At 41.9% G+C, this 22,982-nt stretch carries 24 protein-coding genes; 5 read left to right on the top strand and 19 right to left on the bottom strand.

What is annotated here, in order from left to right:
• Positions 1–7 precede the first annotated feature (7 nt).
• Both F3741_08085 and F3741_08080 read left to right on the top strand, forming a co-directional pair.
• Positions 8–1,093, top strand: coding sequence for a deoxyguanosinetriphosphate triphosphohydrolase (locus tag F3741_08085; protein ID MZG30749.1), 1,086 nt, complete (start codon positions 8–10; stop codon positions 1,091–1,093).
• Between the two features lie 125 nt (positions 1,094–1,218).
• Positions 1,219–1,797 (top strand): TIGR00730 family Rossman fold protein, encoded by a 579-nt coding sequence (locus F3741_08080; protein ID MZG30748.1) that lies wholly within the window; start codon positions 1,219–1,221, stop codon positions 1,795–1,797.
• Between the two features lie 25 nt (positions 1,798–1,822).
• On the opposite strand, the gene F3741_08075 is transcribed toward F3741_08080, so the two are convergent.
• From F3741_08075 to F3741_08010, 14 genes are all read right to left on the bottom strand, one after another.
• Entirely contained in the window at positions 1,823–2,503 is a 681-nt protein-coding gene (locus F3741_08075; GenBank protein MZG30747.1) for a NifU family protein, read from the bottom strand.
• A gap of 68 nt (positions 2,504–2,571) precedes the next feature.
• A complete protein-coding gene (locus F3741_08070) occupies positions 2,572–3,159 on the bottom strand; it encodes a macro domain-containing protein (protein ID MZG30746.1) in 588 nt (195 codons plus the stop codon).
• Positions 3,089–3,553: a dUTP diphosphatase gene (locus F3741_08065; GenBank protein ID MZG30745.1), complete on the bottom strand. Its 465-nt coding sequence runs from the start codon at positions 3,551–3,553 to the stop codon at positions 3,089–3,091. The genes F3741_08070 and F3741_08065 overlap by 71 nt, the downstream gene beginning before the upstream one ends.
• A gap of 805 nt (positions 3,554–4,358) precedes the next feature.
• A complete protein-coding gene (locus tag F3741_08060; GenBank protein MZG30744.1) occupies positions 4,359–6,092 on the bottom strand; it encodes a DUF4340 domain-containing protein in 1,734 nt (577 codons plus the stop codon).
• A complete protein-coding gene (locus F3741_08055; protein MZG30743.1) occupies positions 6,089–7,600 on the bottom strand; it encodes a hypothetical protein in 1,512 nt (503 codons plus the stop codon). The genes F3741_08060 and F3741_08055 overlap by 4 nt, the downstream gene beginning before the upstream one ends.
• A 22-nt stretch (positions 7,601–7,622) precedes the next feature.
• Positions 7,623–8,390 (bottom strand): ABC transporter permease subunit, encoded by a 768-nt coding sequence (locus tag F3741_08050; protein ID MZG30742.1) that lies wholly within the window; start codon positions 8,388–8,390, stop codon positions 7,623–7,625.
• Positions 8,387–9,322, bottom strand: a complete 936-nt coding sequence (locus tag F3741_08045) for an ATP-binding cassette domain-containing protein (GenBank protein ID MZG30741.1) — start codon at positions 9,320–9,322, stop codon at positions 8,387–8,389. Before F3741_08045 ends, F3741_08050 begins: the two co-directional genes overlap by 4 nt.
• A 188-nt stretch (positions 9,323–9,510) precedes the next feature.
• The gene (locus F3741_08040) at positions 9,511–10,554 is read right to left on the bottom strand and encodes a Gfo/Idh/MocA family oxidoreductase (protein MZG30740.1); all 1,044 of its coding nucleotides are present in this window, start codon (positions 10,552–10,554) and stop codon (positions 9,511–9,513) included.
• Positions 10,555–11,070: 516 nt separating this feature from the next.
• Complete coding sequence (locus F3741_08035) at positions 11,071–11,928, bottom strand: flagellin FliC (protein MZG30739.1); 858 nt, start codon at positions 11,926–11,928, stop codon at positions 11,071–11,073.
• Between the two features lie 431 nt (positions 11,929–12,359).
• Positions 12,360–12,713 (bottom strand): flagellar protein FlaG, encoded by a 354-nt coding sequence (locus F3741_08030; protein ID MZG30738.1) that lies wholly within the window; start codon positions 12,711–12,713, stop codon positions 12,360–12,362.
• 72 nt (positions 12,714–12,785) lie between these two features.
• A complete protein-coding gene (locus tag F3741_08025) occupies positions 12,786–13,643 on the bottom strand; it encodes a flagellin FliC (protein MZG30737.1) in 858 nt (285 codons plus the stop codon).
• A 285-nt stretch (positions 13,644–13,928) separates the two neighbouring features.
• Positions 13,929–14,657 (bottom strand): hypothetical protein, encoded by a 729-nt coding sequence (locus F3741_08020; GenBank protein ID MZG30736.1) that lies wholly within the window; start codon positions 14,655–14,657, stop codon positions 13,929–13,931.
• Positions 14,658–14,693: 36 nt separating this feature from the next.
• Positions 14,694–15,551 carry a flagellin FliC gene (locus F3741_08015; GenBank protein ID MZG30735.1) on the bottom strand — a complete coding sequence of 286 codons (858 nt, stop codon included), beginning with the start codon at positions 15,549–15,551 and terminating at the stop codon, positions 14,694–14,696.
• Positions 15,552–15,847: 296 nt separating this feature from the next.
• Positions 15,848–16,594 carry an NTP transferase domain-containing protein gene (locus F3741_08010; protein ID MZG30734.1) on the bottom strand — a complete coding sequence of 249 codons (747 nt, stop codon included), beginning with the start codon at positions 16,592–16,594 and terminating at the stop codon, positions 15,848–15,850.
• 58 nt (positions 16,595–16,652) lie between these two features.
• On the opposite strand from F3741_08010, the gene F3741_08005 reads away from it, so the two are divergent.
• Positions 16,653–17,606, top strand: a complete 954-nt coding sequence (locus F3741_08005) for an LD-carboxypeptidase (protein ID MZG30733.1) — start codon at positions 16,653–16,655, stop codon at positions 17,604–17,606.
• Here F3741_08005 and hisF read toward each other — a convergent pair.
• The gene (gene hisF, locus F3741_08000; GenBank protein MZG30732.1) at positions 17,593–18,429 is read right to left on the bottom strand and encodes an imidazole glycerol phosphate synthase subunit HisF; all 837 of its coding nucleotides are present in this window, start codon (positions 18,427–18,429) and stop codon (positions 17,593–17,595) included. The genes F3741_08005 and hisF overlap by 14 nt on opposite strands.
• Complete coding sequence (gene hisA, locus F3741_07995) at positions 18,419–19,147, bottom strand: 1-(5-phosphoribosyl)-5-[(5-phosphoribosylamino)methylideneamino]imidazole-4-carboxamide isomerase (protein ID MZG30731.1); 729 nt, start codon at positions 19,145–19,147, stop codon at positions 18,419–18,421. Before hisA ends, hisF begins: the two co-directional genes overlap by 11 nt.
• A 138-nt stretch (positions 19,148–19,285) precedes the next feature.
• Between hisA and rfbC the strand changes: the two genes are divergently transcribed.
• Positions 19,286–19,813, top strand: coding sequence for a dTDP-4-dehydrorhamnose 3,5-epimerase (rfbC, locus tag F3741_07990; GenBank protein ID MZG30730.1), 528 nt, complete (start codon positions 19,286–19,288; stop codon positions 19,811–19,813).
• A gap of 28 nt (positions 19,814–19,841) precedes the next feature.
• Here the strand turns inward: rfbC and F3741_07985 are convergent, their stop codons facing one another.
• The gene (locus tag F3741_07985; GenBank protein ID MZG30729.1) at positions 19,842–20,282 is read right to left on the bottom strand and encodes a hypothetical protein; all 441 of its coding nucleotides are present in this window, start codon (positions 20,280–20,282) and stop codon (positions 19,842–19,844) included.
• Positions 20,283–20,794: 512 nt separating this feature from the next.
• Between F3741_07985 and F3741_07980 the strand changes: the two genes are divergently transcribed.
• Entirely contained in the window at positions 20,795–21,595 is an 801-nt protein-coding gene (locus tag F3741_07980; protein ID MZG30728.1) for a hypothetical protein, read from the top strand.
• 48 nt (positions 21,596–21,643) lie between these two features.
• Here the strand turns inward: F3741_07980 and F3741_07975 are convergent, their stop codons facing one another.
• The gene (locus F3741_07975) at positions 21,644–22,396 is read right to left on the bottom strand and encodes an SDR family oxidoreductase (GenBank protein ID MZG30727.1); all 753 of its coding nucleotides are present in this window, start codon (positions 22,394–22,396) and stop codon (positions 21,644–21,646) included.
• Positions 22,397–22,982, bottom strand: a 586-nt coding sequence (locus tag F3741_07970; protein ID MZG30726.1) for a hypothetical protein, incomplete at its 5' end; no start/stop codon positions are given.

The following is a 22,982-nucleotide window of genomic DNA, read 5'->3' as shown; positions in this document are numbered from 1 at the left end:
CTATGCGATGAAAAGTGGGGAAAGTAAGGGGCGTCAGCATTTCGAAGAAGAGCATCTCTACAGAACGCGATTCCAAAGAGATCGTGACCGGATCATTCATACCTCCGCTTTCAGAAGGCTGGAATATAAGACACAGGTCTTTGTCTATCATGAAGGTGATTATTACCGGACTCGCCTCACCCATTCGCTGGAAGTGGCGCAAATCGCACGTTCTATTTGTAAATCCCTGCAACTGAATGAAGACCTCACGGAAGCGGTAGCCCTGTCTCATGATTTGGGACACCCTCCTTTTGGGCACACAGGACAAAATGTTCTGAATCGATTGATGAAAGGGCATGGAGGTTTTGAGCACAACAGGCAGAGTTTGAGAATAGTTAAGCTCCTTGAAAAACGTTACCCTGACTTCGATGGACTGAACCTGACCTGGGAAGTATTGGAAGGCATTAGTAAACACTCACAGGATGCTGATAATCCCATCACATCTGATAAAGAAGTCCGTTTTCCTTCCCTCGAAGCCCAGGTTGCCGACTTCGCCGATGGTATCGCCTATAACGCTCACGATCTGGATGATGGCATTACCTCGCAATTGCTTGACCTGGATCAGTTAAGAAAGGTGTCTCTCTGGAAAGAGAATGAAAAAAAATTTGATGACCAGTATTCAGGATTGGATTTTAAACTGAAAAAATACCAGGTGGTAAGGAGTATTATCAATGAGCTCATCAGTGATCTTCGTCAGTCCACATTGGATAACATTGATCATTATCAGATAAGAACGGTGGACGATATTCGACGGGCACCTGTTCGCATTGCGACTTTCAGTGCGGAGGTCGCTGAAAAAAATAAGGAGCTGAAACGATTTCTCCACAAAAATATGTATTCCCATCGAAAAGTTTTGCGTATGGAGTTTAAAGCTGAATTAACACTGGAGGGAATTTTTAATGCTTACATTAAAATGCCCGGACTCCTTCCCGAATCAGTCCAGAATAATGCAGACTCCCTGGAACGTGGGATTTGTGACTACGTATCCGGGATGACAGACCGTTACGCGATAAATGAACACAAAAACCTGTATTCATCTGATCCGGAAAGTTAGTCTGAATGTTAAAAGATATTCTCTCCTTTAATTTTCAAGTTACAACCTGGCCAGATTTCCAATGATACCGCAATTGTAGATATTGATTTTTTTGAAAAATAACTTTTAGGTTCCACGGATTAAATATGGAAAAAATTCAATCTATTTGTGTATTTTGTGCTTCCAGTAACTCGGTAGACGATTTATTCAAACAGACCGCTTTAGAGCTTGGCAAGGAGATGGGAAAGAGGGGGATTAAACTTGTCTATGGTGGGGCTTCAATAGGGCTGATGGGTTGTGTGGCCCGTGGGGTGCATGAGGAAAAAGGGAAAGTGGTCGGTGTGTTGCCTGAGTTTTTTAAAACGAAAGATATTGAATACTCTGAAGCGGATGAGTTGATCGTTACCAATGATATGCGGGAACGAAAGGCGGTGATGGATCAGAGGTCTGACGCTTTTATTGTTTTACCCGGGGGCATTGGAACCCTTGAAGAAGCGATGGAAATTCTTTCCATGCGACAATTACGACTTACCGACAAACCGCTTGTCTTTATCAATACCCAGGGGTTTTATGATGGGCTGCGCGCTACCTTTGAAGAGATGGTGGAATTGAAGTTTGCCAAAGCCAATATCAAGGATATGTATGAAATAGTTGCTGATCCGCAAAGTGCTCTGGAGTATGTGCTAAGTTATGCGCCCGGGAAAACAGATAATAAATGGTTGTAGAAATTAATTAGAACCGGGGACAAGGTTAGCTTGCCTGAACTTCTACATCAGGGTGGATGGCTTCTTTAAGAAACTGCTCAATGTATTGCAGGGTGCCGGTTGTAGAACTGGGACAACTTCCACAAGCTCCCTGGTAATGGACTTTAATGGTTTTATCTTCTACCGCCAATAAGTTGATTCCTCCACCATCATTGGCCAGGGCAGGACGAATGGCAATATCCAGTAAAGCGTTGATCACCTCTGTTTTCCTGTCATCATTGTAAGTGAAAAAGTCTTCTTTATTGAAATCTTCCAATACCGGATGCACGTCTTTATTTTCCTCTGCGTCATCCCCTTTTTCATAAAAATGCAAATGGGTTTCGATAGCGGAACCAACTTTCTCCATAATTGTATGCCATCCCACTGTATTGGACTTTGTTATGGTGACAAAGTTTTCTTTTATATAAACGCTTTGCACTCCAAAAATGCCAAACAAAGTATTAGCCATGGTGTCTTCCCCTGCGTCATCGGGGGAATCAAAAGTTTTCGTTCCAGCTTCTATGACCTTGCCATTTAATATAAACTGGAAGGCATCCGGATTTGGGGTCGGTTGTATGCGAAGGACCTTGAAGCTGCCTTCTTTTTCTGAGGCCGACTCCGTACTCTTCTCATTTTCTATATCCATTGGAATACCAAATTGTTTTTGAATCCAGGCTAGTAAACCCATGTGAAACTCTCAAATATAATGTGGGAAATGGTGGCTCATTATATCTGATTTTCGGTCGAAGAGAATAGTTAGATTTCTTCTTTTTTAATAAAAGTGAGCTTATCTTTAAAAACATTGAAACTTACACCATCGAACAGGGTAAAAGTTACGGTTTTTATCCCTGTTTTTCGGGAAAGGTATTGAATAGCGGCCTTAAGGAGGGTTTCTGCCGCAAGTTCAACGGGGAATCCAAATATGCCTGTGCTGACAGCTGGAAAGGCAATAGACGTCAGCCCTTTTTCTTCAGCACGTTGCAGGCTATTCAGGGTGGCGTTCCTGAGTTTTTCAATCTCATTGCCTTCACCCCATCGTGGCCCGACGGCATGGATTACGAAGCGTGCATTCAGTTTGCCGGCATAGGTGATAGCGGCATTGCCAACGGGACAGGGGCCGATCCGGTCGCATTCTTCCTGAATGGAGGGGCCGCCTTTATTGCGGATGGCGCCAGCGACCCCCGCACCCAGTATCAGGTCTGAATTTGCGGCATTGACGATGGCATCAGCAGCGCTTTCAGTAATATCGCCCTGTTCAAGTTTAATGCAGGAATTATTGATTTGAATTTGCAACAGGCAGATCTCCCGTTGATCCAAATCCCGCTGTGTTGCGGGCTGTTTCATTCAGCTTATCGCTGGGGATAAAAGTTACAGTCTCTACTTTTTGAATGACTAGCTGGGCGATGCGATCTCCCTTCTGGATATGGATTTCATCGTCAGAGTGATTGAACAAAAGTACTTTTATTTCGCCTCGATAATGTGAATCAATCACTCCGGCTCCGCAGTCTAGCCCAAGCTTCACAGCAGTTCCACTGCGGGGCCAGATCAAGCCGGCGTATCCTTCCGGCAGTTCCAGGCTTACACCTGTGGGTACCAGTGACCGGCTACGAGGACCGATAACCGTTGCCTCAATGGCTTTTAAATCAGCACCGGCATCGCCCCTATGAGCGTATTGGGGAAGATAATCACCTTTGCAGGGAACTGTAGTTGAGTCAGCTTGTTTCACTTTTGATTCCATAAATTCTTTATGGTGTAGATTATAAACAAGCGTAGGGAGGAAATCGATTTTAATTAAATCAAAAAAAATCGGGAAAGGGGGTCAACGCCCCGCCCCTCCCGAGTGTAATCTTAAATCTTATCTATGGATCCTTATTAACTAACCGTCCTTGACATGGAGGTGACCTACCAAAACCAACAAGCTCATGAAAAGGCGGGGCGCATCCTTTTTAAGAAAGGAGGCGGGTTACTATTGTGCCGGGTCAAGCCCAGCGTTAAAAAGGGGTTCCATTCTACGCCAATTGGATGGAAATCATCTGCCGACATTGAACGGAGGATTCGGCTGGCGCTCAATACATTTGGGGGTTTGGGAAGGGGTTTGAGACTCGTAAGCATCCCACTGGCTGTTTTCAAAATTTCAATTCTGGGATGCATCTCATTCATTGCTATGGAACCCACTTTTCTAGTAACCCGCCGATGGAAGATCTGCAGCTACTCTCAATTCATAATTTCTGCTGGAGGAGCTGAAGCTTGGAACCTGACCACGCACCTTTCACGGCACCCGATCCTACAAAACAGTTCCTTGTATATTGTATACTTTTGAGAAAGTACCACTACATATTGTACCTGTCAAGGCCTAATTTGAAAAAAATTGCCAAAAAACTAATAAATCCTTTTTTTATATAAGTTTATGGGGTAGTTGGAAACTCATTAATCTTTGTTTTGTCTTTTGCCTACAACATAATGTGTAATTTAAGTGTGATTATTACAATATAGTGGGGGTATAACCTACGGGTTGTTTAGGGTTAGGATTCGTTTAAAAGAGCCTATTTTGACCTGATTTTATTCAGGTTCGAGGGGATAGAGTCCAGATATTTCTCTTTCACGCGGTATTGAAGGTTGTTCGCTTCAACAAGATATTCTTGGTTCTGTTCAAAAAGTTTCCCAATTTTCAAGGATGCAACTTCCTGCATATTTTTGAAAAGGGTAATTGTAAATTCAGGTGAATTGAGTCCTGAAACCTCAGGGGAAAGGAGAGGGGAGACTGGAGAATTAAACTCCAGCCCTTTCAGGGTCCATACTAAATCATTTCCAAAATGTTCTACCTTGCTTGTTTTCGGTTTAACCAGACTCCATTGAGGCCCACTTTTTTCCAATTCGAAAACTTCATCAGCAGTTTGGATATGGATTTTATTCACATCGTTGCTTTCAAACTTCAGCAGTTTTTTATTTCTCAAGTCATGCAGGTTGCGAAATAATTTTTCGATGACACTTTTTGAGAGGGAAAATACGGTTGGTTCGCCGGTTCGTTGGGAGAATACATACTCGCCATCAGCAGAGTGATTGCCCAATTGCAGCGTCCATGCTGTTGAGTTTTTCATCTTGACGGTAAGAGATTTTCTCGGAGAATCCAGGCCGAACAACTCAGGGCTTTCCATGGAGATTTTTATAAACTGGTTGATTCGAGCTTCTTTAAGGTCAAAGAGCAAGCTGTTGATGGTGGACAGGTCGGCCTGGCATTTTATTGGAGTCTGAATGTTCCAATCATTGTTTTTATCACGGACAACGTGAATAGCTTCTTTTTCAGACTTTAATGTCAGTTCAAGAACATCATCTTCCTCAAACTCCAGTAAGGTTTTGTCGAGGAAATTCACGGCTTTCTGAGAAAGTGTTTCAAACAGTTTGGTGTCTACCAGTACAATATTTTTTGAGTTATTTACTTTGGCATAATATCCCTTGCCTACCTTATGGGTGCCCAGAGAGAGCGTGTGGGTTGCATCGTCTCCTAAAACCAGTTTTAGTGTTGGAGAGTTCAGTCCATAGGGTTCCAAAGACTCCGGGTTTTCATTGACAAAATGTTTGACACGAGAAAATTGAATGGATTGGAGAAAGTTCATAATTGCATCTTTGTCACCTCGAGCATGAATATTCCCTGATATTTCCCATGTGTCATCTGTTCTTTTTAATTCCAGAGGATTGTTTTCACTGATAATCTGTATTCGTCTGATTGAACCTGTACTAAAATTTAGCAGGGTTTTGTCACGGAAATCATAAACAGTTTTTTCAAAGCGAGATTGAGATGACGTCGCCATCATTACTTCAGGGTGGTTCTTCCTCATAAAATAAAGGCTTCCCCCCAGAGGAGTTTCATCGCCAATTAACAGGGTCTCTTCTTGCTTGTTTCGCAGCTTGAAATGAATTTTAAAAAGTGGAGAACTCAGGCCATAAATAGAAAGATCTTTGGGGTTTTCTTCCACCACCCGGGTTTTTTTTAAGTTTTCGATTTCCGAAATAAATGAATCCGCTTCTTTAGTGTCACCCGTTGCTGTTAGAGGTAAGGCGAGCTCCCATTTATGAAGGTCTTTGCGCCTTAAGCTTATGGGCTCCCCTTTACCTGTCAGTGAAAACTCAACCACTTCTTCCGCTTGAAAAGGCAGAAGTTTTTCAGCCTGCTCTTGTTGTTTCTTTTCTTTTTGTTCAGCGGGAACGTCAACGAAAAAATAATAGAGAACCAGGCTCATGAAGACAGCCGCCATCAGAGCAGTTCCTTTAAATCTCATAGCCTGCGCCTCCGCCACCAGATGCGGATCCCTATTGTTGCAATGAGTCCGGGGAAGACTATGATACCCATCGCGAATATTGAATTTCCCAAGGTTTGTGTCATTTGAATAGGAGTGCTTTTTCTTTCTCTTGGGCGTATAGAAATCAACTGCTCTTCTTCGGCCAGCCAGGAAACAGCGTTTAGAAAGAAATCTCCGTTTCCTGAGAAATTTGTGTAGCGATTATTGGAAAAGTCGGAATCACCTACCACAAGAAGTGTGGCTTTTAAGGAAGGTTTGTCTTCATCCGTTTTTCCTGCGATGTTTTTTGTTGCTATGACTGACACCGATACGGGCCCTTTTATGTCTTCACCTTTGTCATAGTTCACGGTTCCAGTGACAAGGCTCGACTCTCCCCAGCTGTTAGCACCTGTTTTTAGTAGCTCGGTAGTGGTGATATCTGATACAGGCACGCTATGGACCGATCTTATTATTGGGAATATGGTCGCCAGGACAAAGTCACTGGTGATTTCATGTTTTGTATATTGATTGACAACGGGAGCTGCGAAATCGCCCCCAAAAAGTTTGGACATGGGATCGATTACGATATTGTCGCCAAGCTCAATACCCCATTTTTTAAGAAAGGTTTCCATATTGGATTCGGACTTGGGGTCGATGAGCATGAAGACAGCGCCGCCGGAGTTCAAATAATCATCAATGATTTTTTTCTCTTCTTCTTGTATAGGTTTCTTTGGGCCTGCAACAACAAGCACTGAAGCATCTTCGGGCACTTCACCGGATTGGAGCAGCAGTAGTCGTTTTACAATGAAACCATCTTGTTCAAGATTTTTTTTGGCGGTTGAATAGCTCTCATCATCATTGCCTTCAATGTTGTTTTCTCCATGACCTTCAAGAAAATAGATGACCTTTTGCTCGTCGCGGGTCACTTTTAAGAGTGCGTTGGTAATATTCTCTTCAGTAGGATTTTGAATCCTGGTTTCTTTGGTTCCACTTTCCAGAGCAACGGTTCCATAAGTAGTGACACCATATTGCTTGGTCACCGCCGGGTTTTTATCCGGATCAATATAGTGCAGTTTGATATTATTGGTTTCTTCAAGATAACCGGCGATCAAGTTGGTAAAGGCAATTTTTTCAGGAGACTCGGTTTGGAAAAAAGCGGTGAGTTTTACTTCGCGTGGGAGGTTGGAAACAAGTTTTTTGGTTTGAGGTGCTAATGTATAAAACCCACCCTCTGTAAAATCAAAACGCTGTTTATGGCGGAATGCCAATAGGTTTATAAATATCAATATGCCAAGAACTATAATAGTCAGGATCAGGGTGTTTGTGCCATATAATACGGAACGCGAAGAAAAGGATTGCTTCAGCCTTGATCTTTCAACAACAACGAAGAAAACTCCATTAATCATGGCAACGGCTGCCAGAGAGGCTGATAAACTCTTGAGGTCTGGCAGGACGCTATAGATAAACAAGGAGGTAAAGCCCAATATCAGGCCCAGCCATCCTGCCATAGGAACGAGTTTTTTCACTATCTCACCTCCATCGATTTGAATCCAGAACGCGGTGACAAAGGAAAAGGCATAGAAAAATAAAACTCAGGTAATACACCAGGTCGCTGGTATCTACCATACCTTTTAAAAACCTATCCATGTGGTCAACAATAGAAAGAAATTGCAAGACCTGTCCTACTGTTGCCTCGGCGGCCTGTGCTCCCCAACCGATGATCCACATGAACAGTGAGAATCCAAAAGTTAGAACGGCAGCTACAATTTGATTGTCTGTCAAGGATGATGCGAAGACTCCCACTGATACATAGCAACCTGCCATCAGCAACACACCCAGATAACCTGTAATGATTGGACCCGTTTCAGGCTCTCCCAAAAGAAACAAAAAGCCCACTGAGTAGGAAGAGATCAGAATCATCGCAGACACTACAAACATACATGCCAGAAATTTCCCCAAAACTATTTCCCTGAGAGGTATGGGAGAGGACAGGAGGAGGCGGAAAGTTTTCATTTTCTTTTCATCGGCAAAGCTGCGCATGGTTATAACAGGGATAATCATCAGCAGTATCACTGACATGTTTTGCAGGCTGGGTTCAATAACCATTTCGTTCAAGTTCAGGGTAATCCCCATGGCTTGAAGTTGTCCTGCCTGAAGAGTCTGAAAACTGAAAAAGTTTAAAATATTAAAAAATATAAAACTATATATGATCAGGAAAACTGCGGTGATCACATAAAAAATGGGCGAATTGAAAAATGACCCTAAATCCCTTTTAGCTATGATCCATGCATTTCTCATATTTCTACATCCTTTTCTTCAATAGTCAGTTTGAGAAATACATCTTCCAGGGTCATTGAAATTGGTTTGATTTCGACAAGACCCCATTGGTTCTCCAGAGATATGCGGGCGAAGTCATCCTGCAAGTTTGAGTTCAATGCGCATTCAACCAGGAACTGGTTTTGTTCACCGGGTAAAACAGAAAGCACTTGATCGATAGACTTCAGTTTTTCCGCTATATCATCTTTTGCGTTTCTTACCGTTAGCGAAAGGCGCTCGCTTTTTCTTAGCGAAGCGGTCAAACCTTCCAGGGAATCCACGGCCGCAATTTCACCTTCGTTGATGATAATGACACGCTGGCAAATTTGTGTGATTTCAGGAAGGATATGCGAGCTGAGTATTATGGTATGCGATGATGCTAATTCTTGTATCAACTTGCGGATTTCTATAATTTGAATAGGATCAAGTCCTATGGTCGGTTCATCGAGAATGAGGATGTCAGGATTATGCACCATGGCCTGGGCCAGTCCTACGCGTTGCTGGTAGCCTTTGGAAAGACGTCCAATAATGCGATGGCTAACGTCTTTCAGGGAACATTTTTCCATCACAGTTTCAACTGCGTTTACGGTTTGTTTTCCTGGAACTCCTCTGACATTTGCGGCAAATACAAGATAATCACGCACAGACATGTCAGGGTAGAGAGGTGGTGTCTCTGGCAGATAGCCTATGATTTTTCTTAGTTCGATTGAATGTTCAAAAGTGTCGTAACCCTTAATTCGGGCTGCTCCGCTGGATGCGGGAAGGATGCATGAAAGTATATTCATGGTCGTGCTTTTACCCGCTCCATTCGGACCCAGGAAACCAACGACCTCACCTTGTGCTATTTCAAAAGATAAATTATTGATGGCCTTTCTCGGCCCGTAGTACTTGGTAAGATTCTCAACCTCAATCATCCTAAAGCTCCTAACAACTGTAATCTTTCCAAGGGGTTTTAAGCTCTTAAATACGAAGAAAACCTAAAGTGAACTGGCAAGCAGAAAAATTTTATACAAAAAAATATCACAGAGGATTCGTAACTTGCAATTAAAAATTTTTAATACAATTTTTCTGGATAGTATTGCGAGTAGCTTGCATGCGGGAATCAGACCTCACCTGGAGTCACACGTTTACCTTTTTGTTGTGCCGATTGATAGATGGCAGTGATGATCTCCAATGCCCGTAACCCGTCTTCACCTGTTGAAACCCCACTCTTTCCAGTACGGAGAGATCTTAACATTTCACGTGCTCCTCCGGTAAAAGGGGATTCAATTTTTTTGGGCTCGGGGAAAGAAACTTTTTCCAGCTCCTGAAATCCGGAAAATCGTCGGCTTTTTTTTGTAACATAGAGTTCCCGTCCGCCATTGCCAATTAGTAATCGGCCTTCTGAGCCTTGAATGTCCAACTCAAAGTTGAAATATTTTCTGGCGCCTCCTCCTTCGATAAATCCAATGGCACCACTTTTAAAACACAACATGGCGCTTGCAGTTTCCTCAATGTACTTTTTACCGCCGGGCCTGTTTTCGTGACCGGATACCCAGGCTACGGGACCGCCAAAAAAAATCAGGAGATCTGTAAGGTGAGTGCCATCGTGAAAAAGAGGACCTCCACCATGTATTGAAACAGGCAGCTTTTCTGGTTTCCAACTCAGAGCATTGCCAATTATGGTTTTTACCTCCCCGATTTTTCCCGAGTGAACCAGTTTGCGTGCTTGTTGATAATAAGCGTCCCACCTTCGTTCATGATTTATAATGAGAGGAATTTTGTTTTTCTTGCAAGCACGAACCATTTCACGTGCTTTTTCCAAGTTGGTCGCTATTGGTTTTTCGCAGAAAATACCTTTGACTCCAGCCTTTACCGCATCGAGGGTCATGCTTGAGTGTAATGATGTCCAGGTGGCAATACACAGGATATCCAGGTTTTCTTGTTGAAGCATGTCCTGATGATCGCGATACAGTCGATTTACATTCCATTGATTCCCAAACATTTGTAGTCGATCTTTGTCTATATCGCATCCCGCTGATAGATCAATAGCAGGTAAGGAAGAAAATCCGCCTGCATGAGTGCAAGGTTTGCCACGTAAGGGATCTTTTTCAAGAAGGCTTCCTATTCGACCACACCCAACAATTCCTGTTTTGAATTTTTTCACTAAAATATGAGAGAGACAGTTTATCGATACAGTTCAGATGGCAAGGTTATTATAACACTGGTGGGAGATAGCAAGTGGTGAAACAAAATTACTTCTGTCAAAGCAGAAAGGATTTTGTTGCACGGGGCCTTTATGCTTATAGGACCCGGATTGATAACTGCTATTGGGGCCGATCAGCCTGCTTATTATGGTTGAAAGCCACGCTGTTGTATTCGCTGATACTTTTACTGAGACGTAAGCGTTGCTCTCTGGGTATCTGTCGAATTTCTTCCGGCTTTATTAGATCGAGGTTTTGCTAACTGATATTTCCGTGGTGAAAACACAAAATAAATTTTTTTTGATTTAATCTGCTCGATTTAGAGGTTACTAAAACCTCTAAATCGAGCTAAAAGATAATAAATTCCTTAGATTTCTTTGCTCAAACTAAGAAACGCTCAAATACTTATTTTTTTATTCATGGCCATCCTTTCAGCTTTTTTAAGAAATCTTCAAGATAGCCATTGACCTAAAAATTAATTATTGTAGAAGCTGTAATATTGATTGTGGAAGTAAGTTTGCTTGACCAACCATAGCTGTTGAAGCCTGCACTAAGATCTGGTTTCGAGTCAAAAGTGCAACTTCCTCAGCAATGTCTGCATCTCTTATTTGAGATTCTGCCGCCTGAAGATTTTCAACTGATATTGCAAGGTTGGAAATAGTTCGAGTCAATCTATTTTGGACAGCACCTACTTTACCTCGAGCTGCTGTGACAGAAGAAATTGCAGTGTTTATTGCATCCAATGCTGTTAAAGCTGCATTGGCAGCGGTAATGCTTACACTATTAATTTCAAGTGCAGATGCTGTGATAGCTGTTAAATTAAGTTGTTCGTTCAAGTTAATTCGACTATCAGCGGTGCTATCAATGCCAACTTGAATGAAAATTTGATTAGCAGAGCTCACAGAGGAAGCTAGAGAGCCATCTACAAGGTTTTGTCCATTAAACTCTGTGGTGTTAGTGATGCGGTCGATTTCGTTTCGAAGAGCGTTAAACTCTAGTTGAATGGTCGCGCGTTCAGTTGAGCCTGTGGTACCTGTGGCAGCTTGAGACGCAAGTTCTCTTAACCTTATCAGCATACTTCCCTGCTCATTCAGAGCACCTTCTGTGATATTTAAAAGTGAGATACCATCATTTGAATTTCGGATAGCTTGCCGAAGGGAGCGGAGATCGGAGCGGAGTCCCTCTGAAATAGCAAGTCCGGCAGCATCGTCAGAAGCTCGGTTAATACGGATTCCTGAAGAAATTCTTTCAACCGATTTTGATAAACGACCATTGTTGATGTCTAAAAGTCTTTGGGCATTAATAGAAGCAGTGTTATTAAAGATTCTGATAGGCATGTTTATTATCCTCCTTGATAATTAGATATGAATCATATTCCCGTTTTCAGCATCCTTGCTGAAATTGAATAAACAGATGTTTCCTTATCTTAAATTTAAAGAATTATGAAACTTATGAAGTTTAGATTAACAATGCCAGTTCGACCAATCCCCTCCAGGAAAATCGAACTATATTTTTACTAAACTCATGATTTCTATCGGGAAATTGAAAAAATAGCTTTATAGTTTTTTTTAATAATTGCGGAGAAAGAATAAAAAAATAACTTTAAAGATTGAAAAACAAGGGCGAGGGGCGACTTAAATAATTGTTTTAAAGGGGTTTGATTTGTTTTCGGGGTGGTTGATAAAAAATTCGCCCTCCAATTGCTGGAGGGCGCAAAAACCATCTTCAAGGATGGTCGGAGGAGCCAGTTAAAGTTATGAATCAGGTGTCAAACAGTTTCATCGAGATACTTTTGGTTAAACTCTGCGATTCGCTGAGTTAGCTTTAAAAAGTCTTCTCCAGGAATTTGTCGAACGACTTTTCCTGATTCACGATCTACAACACGTATAACCACTTCGTTTGTTTCCGGATTAACTTTGTAATCCACCTTATGACCAGTTGATAAACTTATCTGATCCAACACCGCAGTATCTGCAAAACCGGTTGCTTCTTTATTTGCATCAACTCCCTTTGCGGTATTGGACCCGCTACGGAAATGCTCCTTTGAAGGCTTTTGGTTTCGCCCGGTTTGCTGCACAGGGCTGTTTAACCTACCTGTAAAGGAGGAAATATCTAGTGACATATAGACCTCCTGCTGGTTAAATATTATTGAAAACTAAAATAAATTTGTTTTCTAAAAGGCTAATTAATAAAGTTATCCCAAAAGCTGTAATATTGATTGTGGAAGTAAGTTTGCTTGACCAACCATAGCTGTTGAAGCCTGCACTAAGATCTGGTTTCGAGTCAAAAGTGCAACTTCCTCAGCAATGTCTGCATCTCTTATTTGAGATTCTGCCGCCTGAAGATTTTCAACTGATATTGCAAGGTTGGAAATAGTTCGAGTCAATCTATTTTGGATAGCACCTACTTTACCTCGAGCTGCTGTGACAGAAGAAATTGCAGTGTTTATTGCATCCAATGCTGTTAAAGCTGCAGTGGAAGCGGTAATGCTTATATCACTAATTTCAAGTGCAGATGCGGTAATAGCTGTTAAATTAAGTTGTTCGTTCAAGTTAATTCGACTATCAGCGGTGTTATCAATGCCAACTTGAATGAAAATTTGATTAGCAGAGCTCACAGAGGAAGCTAGAGAGCCATCTACAAGGTTTTGTCCATTAAACTCTGTGGTGTTAGTGATGCGGTCGATTTCGTTTCGAAGAGCGTTAAACTCTAGTTGAATGGTCGCGCGTTCAGTTGAGCCTGTGGTACCTGTGGCAGCTTGAGACGCAAGTTCTCTTAACCTTATCAGCATACTTCCCTGCTCATTCAGAGCACCTTCTGCGATATTGATAAGTGATACCCCATCATTTGAATTTCGGACAGCTTGCCGAAGGGAGCGGATATCAGAACGAAGTCCCTCTGAAATAGCAAGTCCGGCAGCATCGTCAGAAGCTCGGTTAATACGGATTCCTGAAGAAATTCTTTCAACCGATTTTGATAAATGATTATTGTTGATGTCTAAAAGTCTTTGGGCATTAATAGAAGCAGTGTTATTAAAGATTCGAAGTGGCATTGCAATCCTCCATGATTGGTTTAATGGGCCCCTATTTTGATATAAATATCAAAACAAGCCTCCAAGCTTTTAGCCCTTAAGTTATAAGTACTTTTTATGTACTCTACTTTTTTTATCCCACTAATCGTCCATTGATTAGTTTCTAAATTAGGATACGAATGTGCTTAATGAGGCATATCGGAATATATTTATGAATCTTTAGAAAAAATTAGGTATGGGAGGGAACTAAGCTGCTCTACGTAGGCAAGGTATCTTAAATAATTGGGTATATCGAAAAAGAATTTGTTAAAAAAAATGGTCCTTTTCTATTGCAAAACTACTAGTTGACAACAGGAAATCATTCATTAGCTTATAAGAATTGGGAGCTTTTTCTGCCGCACGATGATTCTCAATAGCTGTGGTTAGCTGTAATTTTAAATTCTGTAAATCACTTTTTAAATCTGAGGATCGTTGTTGCAATTTTTTAATGGTATTGCACGCGTTTTCAATAGCCCTTATATTATCTATTGTATTTTGAAAGACTTGATCTCTTACAACTTCTAGATTTAATACCTTAGTGTTAATAGGAGGAATGTTAAGTATTTCATTAAGGTTAATAAACGAGTCTGTTCCAGCTAGTATGCAAATATGTTTATTTTCTTTTTCTGAAGCAGATAGTGCACCATTAAGAAGTTTATAACCTTTATATTTACAGCAATTACTTATTTGGTCAAACTCGTTCAAATTTAGTTCTATTTTATCTGATAGCGATGACTTTTGCACTTTTCCCATATTAGATAATGTAGATGGAGTCAAATTTTTTAATTTATATAAAATGCTATTTAGTTTTATAGAAAACTCATCTATTGTAGAAGTTATTTCCATTCCTATAGAAATATTATAAATTGCCTGGTTGAGGCTTTTTATATTTATTCTTTTATCTGAATGGCTTGTAAAAGTTATCGTCGAAATATTTATCTCTGTTTGAGTTTCGTAGAAATTAAATTTAGTGCCCAAATCCTTTATTTGATACATTTCAAACTCTCATAATCTTATTCCGTTATAAATCAATTAAGCGAGTAGCTGTAATATGGATTGTGGAATCAGATTAGCTTGACCAACCATTGCTGTAGAAGCTTGAACAAGAATCTGGTTTCGAGTTAGAGTGGCGATTTCTTCGGCGATATCTGCATCCCGGATTTGAGATTCTGCTGCTTGAAGATTTTCAACTGAGGTTGTAAGGTTTGCAACTGAGCGAGTCAACCTATTTTGAACCGCACCCACCTTACCACGTCCCTGAGCTACAGATGCAATAGCATTATTAATAGAATCAAGGGCTGTTAATGCACCTGAGGCACTTGTAACTGATAGACTTTGGATTTCTAAAGTTGTAGAAGTAATTGCTGAGAGAGCAATACTCTCATTCAGGTTTATTCTGCTACTAGTTTCACTATCACTTCCTATTTGAATGATAACTTGACTGGAAGCACTAACGCTGGATGCGAGTGAGCCATCTACTAGCCCTTGCCCATTAAACTGAGTTGTTGATGCAATACGGTCGATTTCATTACGAAGTGCGGCAAACTCAAGTTGTATGGTTGCACGTTCTGTAGAACCAACAGTTCCCGTAGCTGCCTGAGAGGCCAATTCTCTTAGGCGGATCAGGATGCTAGATTGCTCGTTAAGTGCACCTTCTGCAACGTTGATAAGAGAGATACCGTCATTTCCATTTCTAACTGCCTGTCTTAATACTCGAATATCAGATCGAAGTGCTTCAGAAATTGCCAATCCAGCGGCATCATCAGAAGCTTGGTTGATTCTAATACCAGATGAGATACGTTCTACAGATTTATTAAGACTATCTGTGTTTCTACCCAGAATTCTTTGAGCATTTATCGAAGCTAAATTGTTGAAGAGTCGTACGGCCATTTCCTAATCCTCCACCATGAGTTGGAATTTTTGTGAATCTAATATTCGGTTTTAACTTTTTACTGCCCCTGAAGAGTCTTTATTTTTAGTGGCACACCTTCAGTTTTCCACTATTGCCCCTGAAGAATCTTTTTTTTGATGGCTTTCCTCAGCATTCCATCTTACTTTTCAATCTTTTAAGTCAGAAAGCAGGGTTTTAAGGGTATGTTTGGGTGTCCCTTTTCTTTCGGTACATTTCTGCTTAATTAGATTATCGGAAGCAAAGCTTAGAACTTTAATAAAAAGCTTGAAAAAATCTATAATTTTTCTTCCCACCACTTTTGTTGCTGGACATCACTATTTATGGAAGCTGTATCAGGGTGGTTGTTTAAGTATTCGATAGCGGTTTGTAAACTCAGTGGCGAGTCTGGAGAGTTTGGGAGGTTGTTAAAAATTTCCTCCATAAGTTGAAAATCTTCTTCTGTATCAACAGTCAGTCGGAAGGCGCAATCTTTTAAGTAAAGGGGAACATTAACCCGTTTGATCCTGAAAGAAGAGGGGTGATCATGAAACCAGGTGGTAACATGCTCGCGGTATTTGGAATCTACAGCCTGTTCGTTTATTTTTTTCAAGGTTTCAAAACGAATTATTTCACAGGAACTTCCCAGTGGTACGGGATTATGGGGAATCGTGTAATCGGCTTTCTCAGAAAGATGTGATTGAATGAGTGAAGTTAGGAGTTGTATATCTATCAGTGGGTTGTCTCCACAAACCCTGACCACATGCTCTGTGTTTATATTTTCTGCCGCTTTAATAAACCGGCCTAATACATCTTCCTCCGGACCCTGGGAAACCTCAATTTCAAGCCGGTGAGCCAGTTCAATCAATGGATATTCTAATTTACTTTCTGGTATTGCCAGTAGGATGAGATCAATTTCCGGCACCTGTTTCAAACGAATGATGATATGCTCCAGCATAGGCAGCCCGGCAATCTGGCGCAGGCTTTTGCCAGGAAGGCGGGTAGACCCTAATCGAGCTTGAATGATAGCGGTGACAGAAACCATTTTTTATGCATTAAGTAGAATTCCCGCTGGTATTGTAACCTTTTGAAGGGGATATGTAATGTCCAAATCAATTCGTTCCCTTATTCGGCCGCCTTCTTTGAAAGAAGGCGATGTTGTGGGCGTGGTGGCTCCAGCAGGTCCGGTGGACCAGGGACAGCTGGAGAGCGGGTTAGAAGTGATACGCAAAATGGGGTTTATACCTTTATTAGGCAGGCATATTCATTCCCGTTCCCGTTATATGGCCGGCTCAGATGAGGAGCGAGCCCGGGATTTTATGGCTATGTTCCGGAATCCAAAGGTTCGTGCAATTTTCTGTGCCCGTGGAGGGTATGGTGCTAACCGCATACTTTCTTACCTTAACCGTGAAGAGATAAGGGCGAACCCGAAGGCCGTGGTAGGTTCCAGCGATATCACCATGCTTTTGCACTTTCTAGTTCAGGAATGCAGATTGGTTGCGTTTCATGGGCCAATGATTGCCGGTAGCTTTGGTCGGGCCAAAATGAAAAAATCATGTTCTCAGTTCAAGGCACTATTGACAGGGAACCCTAAAGGTAAGACCTTTTACTCCTCTGGCGCGAAGGTATTTTCCAAAGGGGTCGCGCAGGGAAAAATTACTGGCGGTTGTTTAACATTGTTGTGCCGATCCTTAAAAACTCCTTATGAAATTAACACTCGAAACAAAATATTGCTGATCGAAGATGTTAACGAGCCTTTATACCGGATTGATGGGATGCTTTGGCAATTAGCAAATGCGGGGATTTTTAAAAGTGTAAGAGGAATAATTTTTGGCGAGATGGTGAACTGCCTGCCACAACGTAAAGGTGATGGAAAGCTTGAAGATGTTCTCGCAGATCTTTTTCCAAAACCCGGAATTCCTGTTTTGACTCATTGCCCGATAGGCCATGGAAAAGAAATATGGACGCTTCCTTTTGAGACATCAGCAACTCTTGATAGCGAATCGAAAACCCTGGAGCTCAAGCATTGCGGAGTCAAGCAGGTCAGCCGGGCCTGACTCTGACCCCTTTGGATTGCAGGAATGTCTTGGTTTCCTGAATGGTAAACTCTTTGAAATGAAAAATGGATGCGGCCAGCACGGCTGAAGCCTTTCCATCCACGATGCCCTCATATAAATGTTGAAGGGTGCCAGCTCCTCCTGATGCTATAACGGGAATCGTCACTGATTCTGAAACTGCTCTATTGAGCTTGATGTCATATCCGATCTTGGTGCCATCGCGGTCCATACTTGTGAGTAAAATTTCGCCCGCGCCATAAACTTCCATTTTTTTTGCCCACCTTTGAACATGAATTCCCGTGGGATTTCTTCCACCATGCGTATATACCTCCCAGGCCGGTAATGTTTCAGATGGTTTTAATAACAGTTCAGGGTGTTCAGGGCCCCATTCAGGGGGTGTGGATGAGGAAGTGGAACCCTGTACTTCTTTGGCATCAATAGCAACGACAATGCACTGGCTACCAAAACGTTTTGCGGCACGCTGTACAAAACCTGGATCTTTAACTGCGGCAGTGTTGATGGCTACTTTGTCAGCACCAGCCTTCAGGAGGTTACGGATATCATCCAGTGTGCGCACTCCCCCGCCAACAGTCAAAGGCATGAACACTTTCTCGGCAGTACGTGCTACCACATCCAGGATGATGTCACGTTTTTCATGAGAAGCTGTTATGTCTAAAAAGGTCAGTTCATCAGCGCCTTCAATTTCATAAGCTGAAGCAACTTCTACCGGATCACCCGCATCACGAAGGTTTACAAAGTTGACTCCCTTGACCACACGGCCATCTTTTACATCCAAACAGGGTATGATGCGTTTAGCTAACATTAATGGCTTCCCGGGCCTCTTTATATGTGAGGGTTTTATCGTATAAGGCCTTGCCAACTATAACCCCTTCAATACCATGGGATTCAAGTTTGGCCAGATTTTTTATGTCTTCCAGGCGGCTCACTCCTCCCGATGCGATGACAGGTAGTTGCGCAGATTCAGCAAATTCTTTTATGCTCTCCAGATTAGGGCCCTGAAGCATGCCATCCCGGCTAATGTCGGTGAAAATAAATCCGGCAATGCCATAACCCCTCATTTGTTGAGCGAGATCAGTGGCTTTTTGCTCAGAAACTTCTACCCAGCCTTTTACTGCGACCAACCCATCCCTGGCATCAATACCAACAATAATTTTGTTGGGGAAACGACGACATGCTTCTTCAACAAATGCCGGTTCTTTTTGGGCCACAGTTCCCAGGATAACCCTATATGCTCCTGCCTTAACATAAGCATCAATGGTTTCAAGAGTTCGGATCCCTCCTCCGACCTGAATATCTACAGAACTGCTGTATATAATGTTTTTTACTATTTCAATATTTTTAGGTGAGCCCTCGAATGCTCCATCCAGGTCTACAACGTGAATGGTCTGCGCACCTTCTTCATCCCAATGATTAGCCATTGAAAGTGGATCATTAGAATAAACAGTTTCCTGGTCTGCCTTTCCTTGAACAAGGCGCACACATCTGCCATCTTTTATATCTACTGCTGGAATTATTCTCATCGGGAGTTTTGCTTGAAAGGTTTCTAAATAATACCCGATATTAACAGAGCTGTTTCGCTTCTTCAACGTTGTTTGCCAAGTTCTGGATTGCGTTATATAATCCGCGCGGAATATTGTTGATTTTTTACGGGAGTGATTGTGAAAGCCAGTGAGACCAGACTTGAAGGAGTATTGCTCATAGAGCCTACTGTCCACCTTGATTCTCGAGGACGATTTTTTGAAAGTTTTAGAAAGGATAAATACCTTGCCATGGGGATCAAAGATGAGTTCGTACAGGAAAATCAGTCGCTCTCAAGTAAAAATGTATTAAGAGGACTTCATTACCGGGAAGCCCCGGAACAGGCTAAGCTGGTGCGAGTGGTCAAGGGTGAAGTCTTTGATGTTGTTGTGGATATAAGAAAGGACTCTCCAACTTTTGGTAACTGGCAGGGTTTTAATTTATCTGACGCCAATTGTCTTCAACTTTATGTTCCCGTTGGCTTTGCACACGGGTTTTGTGTGCTCAGCGATGAGGCAGAGTTTTTGTATAAGGTGACTCAATATTATTCTGCTGAAAAAGAAAAAGGCATAATGTGGAACGATCCAGATATTGGGATTGACTGGCCCGTATCAGATCCGATTCTATCTGATAAAGATCAACAGAATCCCTTATTGAAAAGTTTGTAGTTCAGCAGTATGAGTTTTGCCGGCAGGATTATTTTGGGTTCAGGTATTTTTTAAATTCATTAAAAGCCAGGTTGACGGTTTCTTCTATATTCAATTCCTGACCATTCTCAATAGAAGCTATATTTTTTACCAGGGTTTCATCGAGATTGTTTTTGAGTTGCTTTTCAAAGCCGCCAGAATCGGTTTCAGCGCGATACAGTTTTAAAATTTCTGTGGCGATGGTTTTCCCCGGTTTGCTATCCAATATTTTGTCGTAATCAAAGCCCTTGCTTTCGCCAAACTCTAAAAGTCTGTCGACCTTTTTTGAAATCTGTTCGTAAGCTTCATCACCTATGGTGGTGTGAACGGAATTGGCAAACACAGGTATCAGGCAGTCAGGGATGCCTGGTTGTCTGATATTCTTTTCCATTAAACGAATAAAAAACCGGCCAACATGTTCTTTACGTTGGTTCCTGTCTTTCCTTTTCATTCGTCTTTTGATTCTGGATTTGTCGCTCTTCTCCTTTAGGTGCATTTTCTGAACTTGAATCAACCAACTGGTTGAACATATTTAGAGTTTCCGCCTCTGCCTGTTTGAAAATATCATCAGAGCTTAAATCGGAATTATCTTTTGCGATTTTTAAAATTTTAAAAATAATATCTTATCTCAGGGTGTCACTCATAATTGTGTTTTGAGTTTTTATGTTAAAGAGAGTCTACTCAAATTATATTATTCCCGGCTAGTAACCCTTATGCCCTGGAAGGAGGTATTTGATAATTTCATTATAACCAAATGGTTTCATGTTATAGAAAAAAACCTAACATAAAATTCCTGAACTACTCAATCGGAACATTAGCGCCTGGAAAATAACTATAAATAAAACAATGGCTTATTTCCCTCCCCTCTGCTCGATGTTTTATCCCTAATGTTTTAATGTTTATATGCCGATAAAAAATACAAGCAAGAAAAAAAGGTTTAATAACTTAGCAGGCTACTGAAAAATGTCTCTCAATGTTGCCGAAATAGGATATCAAGCTACTCCACCGGAGCATAGAAGTGTTCAGGCTTCTGTGGATGCGTTCGTTTCCAGCGAACTGAGTTTGCAAACCCGTGAAGGTGACCTCGTTAGCTTATCGTTTGATAACGAGCAATCCCTGACTGAATCTCATACCCAGACACAAACAAAGAATGGTGAGACTGTTCAGGAGTTCAGCTCAGTAGCCCGTGCGGCTGTTTCTTACTCTTTGACCGTTCAAGGAGATTTGAATGAAGAGGAACTCGCAGCCATTAATAAACTGGTCGCAGAAATTTCTCCGCTGGCTGAAGAGTTTTTTGCCAGTGGAGACTTGAATCTGGAAGACTCAACAAATATTCTTGCTAACAATCTGGGTGAAATCCAGCAGGTAGAGTTGGCTTTGGAAAGGACTGTGGTAGCAACCTTTGAGACTCGAAGCATTACCAGACTGCCGGACGCAGGTGGCATCACTGATATTGAAGTTCTTCCAAGCCAAGAGCCAGAACTTGATACAGATGGTATCAGGGATTTCCCGGCTCTGGTTCAAGCAACAATTGATGCTGTTTTTGAAACGGAAGCCGCAAAGATTCCGGAACAGGATGCTATTCTTCGCTCTTTAAACGACCTTTTGGCTTTTATCCGTAATAGGGTTGGCGAGTTCTTCAATCCGCTAAAAGGTTTGGCCGCCTTTCCTGCAGAGCCTTCTTCTACTGGTGATGGAGCGGTAGACTTAGAGCTAACGACTCCCGCAAATGGATCTGAGCCTCCTCCGCAGCTTGAGCAGTAGCTCGCTGGTGTGAGAGGCCGGGAACATTATCAATTTATTCCATTGTAGCTAGGGCATGAGCGCGCCGTTATTGATGTCGATGGTTTGTCCGGTGAATGAAGTTTGTTCTTCGGAAACTAGGTAGGTTACTAGTTTGGCGACTTCCTCTGGTTTGGACATTTTCCCCAGCGGCACAGCTTTCATAGCTTCTTGATAAGCCTCTTCTTTGGAAACATTGAGGACATCCGCAAACCCTTGCAGGCCTTCTTGTGCCATATCGGTATCGACCCAACCGGGACACAAAGCATTAACAAGTATTTTATCCTGACTGTGCTCTGCGGCTAAAGACCGGGTGAGTCCCAGCAGCCCAGCTTTAGAAGCACAATATGCAGAATAACCCGGCACTCCCAACCTCGCCAGAATGGATGAGATGATGACAATTTTTTTGTAGGGTGCGGAACTTTTATAAATAAGAGGCAGGCATTCTTGAACAGTGTTATAAGTTCCGGTCAGGTTCGTATCTACTACCTCTTGCCACCGGTCGTTTTCTCCATAATTATTTTCTCCACCGAGCCCGGCGTTAGCAATGAGGGCGTATAGAGAAGAGACTTCACTGTTCTTCAGTGCCTGGCGAATTTCTGAGGTGCTTCTGATATCACAACTATGACATTGGTGCTGCTCAGTATTTTTTAATAAAGTTTTCGTAGATTTCAGGTTTTCCAGATTTCGCCCCAGGAGGATTAGGGAATAGTCGTTTTCCGCTAAGGATACAGCAATGCTTCTGCCGATACCTGAGCCAGCTCCTGTGACAGCAATATGCATTTATTTTTCCTGGATATTTTCTGAAAAGGGGTTTTTTGAGGGATTCAATAAAATCTTGATATACCTGGATAAAGTTTCGGCTTTTTCCAATTCGTTGTTATTTCGGTAAACTTGTGTCAGGTTATTCATCATTCGTATTAATGTTTCCCTGTTTGTCGATTGGGAAAGAAAATGTTCCTCAAAAGGTTGTCCAAATTGTTCGACTATTTGAATGCATTCTGCGTGTGACAGCAGACGGCCCTGATGGAACGGGTCAAAAAAAATCGCATCTTTCGGAAGGTTATATTTGGCAATATAATGGCCCGGAAGACCAACGCCAACTATAGGCAACCCCAGCCGCTTCGCAACTAAAATACAAATAACAGAAAGTGTTATAGGCAAACCGGTTTTGTTTTCAAGAACCTTATTGAGATAGCTGTTATCAGGATCCATATAGTTTTCCTGATTACCCCGAAACTTTTCTTTCTGAAAGAGCAGGTGGGTTAATGCTGATACTACTTCAGATGGCCCTGCGTCTGGATTCAAATTCTGTTTCAGTTGGTAAGCAAGGGAATCAAGTTTGTCCTGACTGGCTTCAGGGTCCGAT

The sequence above is a fragment of the Nitrospinota bacterium genome (assembly GCA_009873635.1).
Lineage (GTDB): Bacteria > Nitrospinota > Nitrospinia > Nitrospinales > VA-1 > LS-NOB.
Note: the sequence above shows the minus strand (reverse complement) of the source record. Positions and strands in the feature narration are given on the sequence as shown.

Excerpts from the sequence above, each read along its gene's own strand:
- F3741_08085 (MZG30749.1), top strand. The coding sequence starts at position 8 with ATGAAAAGTGGGGAAAGTAAGGGGCGTCAGCATTTCGAAGAAGAGCAT.
- F3741_08080 (MZG30748.1), top strand. The coding sequence starts at position 1,219 with ATGGAAAAAATTCAATCTATTTGTGTATTTTGTGCTTCCAGTAACTCG.
- F3741_08075 (MZG30747.1), bottom strand. The coding sequence starts at position 2,503 with ATGGGTTTACTAGCCTGGATTCAAAAACAATTTGGTATTCCAATGGAT.
- F3741_08070 (MZG30746.1), bottom strand. The coding sequence starts at position 3,159 with ATGAAACAGCCCGCAACACAGCGGGATTTGGATCAACGGGAGATCTGC.
- F3741_08065 (MZG30745.1), bottom strand. The coding sequence starts at position 3,553 with ATGGAATCAAAAGTGAAACAAGCTGACTCAACTACAGTTCCCTGCAAA.
- F3741_08060 (MZG30744.1), bottom strand. The coding sequence starts at position 6,092 with ATGAGATTTAAAGGAACTGCTCTGATGGCGGCTGTCTTCATGAGCCTG.
- F3741_08055 (MZG30743.1), bottom strand. The coding sequence starts at position 7,600 with ATGGCAGGATGGCTGGGCCTGATATTGGGCTTTACCTCCTTGTTTATC.
- F3741_08050 (MZG30742.1), bottom strand. The coding sequence starts at position 8,390 with ATGAGAAATGCATGGATCATAGCTAAAAGGGATTTAGGGTCATTTTTC.
- F3741_08045 (MZG30741.1), bottom strand. The coding sequence starts at position 9,322 with ATGATTGAGGTTGAGAATCTTACCAAGTACTACGGGCCGAGAAAGGCC.
- F3741_08035 (MZG30739.1), bottom strand. The coding sequence starts at position 11,928 with ATGCCTATCAGAATCTTTAATAACACTGCTTCTATTAATGCCCAAAGA.
- F3741_08030 (MZG30738.1), bottom strand. The coding sequence starts at position 12,713 with ATGTCACTAGATATTTCCTCCTTTACAGGTAGGTTAAACAGCCCTGTG.
- F3741_08025 (MZG30737.1), bottom strand. The coding sequence starts at position 13,643 with ATGCCACTTCGAATCTTTAATAACACTGCTTCTATTAATGCCCAAAGA.
- F3741_08020 (MZG30736.1), bottom strand. The coding sequence starts at position 14,657 with ATGTATCAAATAAAGGATTTGGGCACTAAATTTAATTTCTACGAAACT.
- F3741_08015 (MZG30735.1), bottom strand. The coding sequence starts at position 15,551 with ATGGCCGTACGACTCTTCAACAATTTAGCTTCGATAAATGCTCAAAGA.
- F3741_08010 (MZG30734.1), bottom strand. The coding sequence starts at position 16,594 with ATGGTTTCTGTCACCGCTATCATTCAAGCTCGATTAGGGTCTACCCGC.
- F3741_08005 (MZG30733.1), top strand. The coding sequence starts at position 16,653 with ATGTCCAAATCAATTCGTTCCCTTATTCGGCCGCCTTCTTTGAAAGAA.
- hisF (MZG30732.1), bottom strand. The coding sequence starts at position 18,429 with ATGTTAGCTAAACGCATCATACCCTGTTTGGATGTAAAAGATGGCCGT.
- hisA (MZG30731.1), bottom strand. The coding sequence starts at position 19,147 with ATGAGAATAATTCCAGCAGTAGATATAAAAGATGGCAGATGTGTGCGC.
- F3741_07985 (MZG30729.1), bottom strand. The coding sequence starts at position 20,282 with ATGAAAAGGAAAGACAGGAACCAACGTAAAGAACATGTTGGCCGGTTT.
- F3741_07980 (MZG30728.1), top strand. The coding sequence starts at position 20,795 with ATGTCTCTCAATGTTGCCGAAATAGGATATCAAGCTACTCCACCGGAG.
- F3741_07975 (MZG30727.1), bottom strand. The coding sequence starts at position 22,396 with ATGCATATTGCTGTCACAGGAGCTGGCTCAGGTATCGGCAGAAGCATT.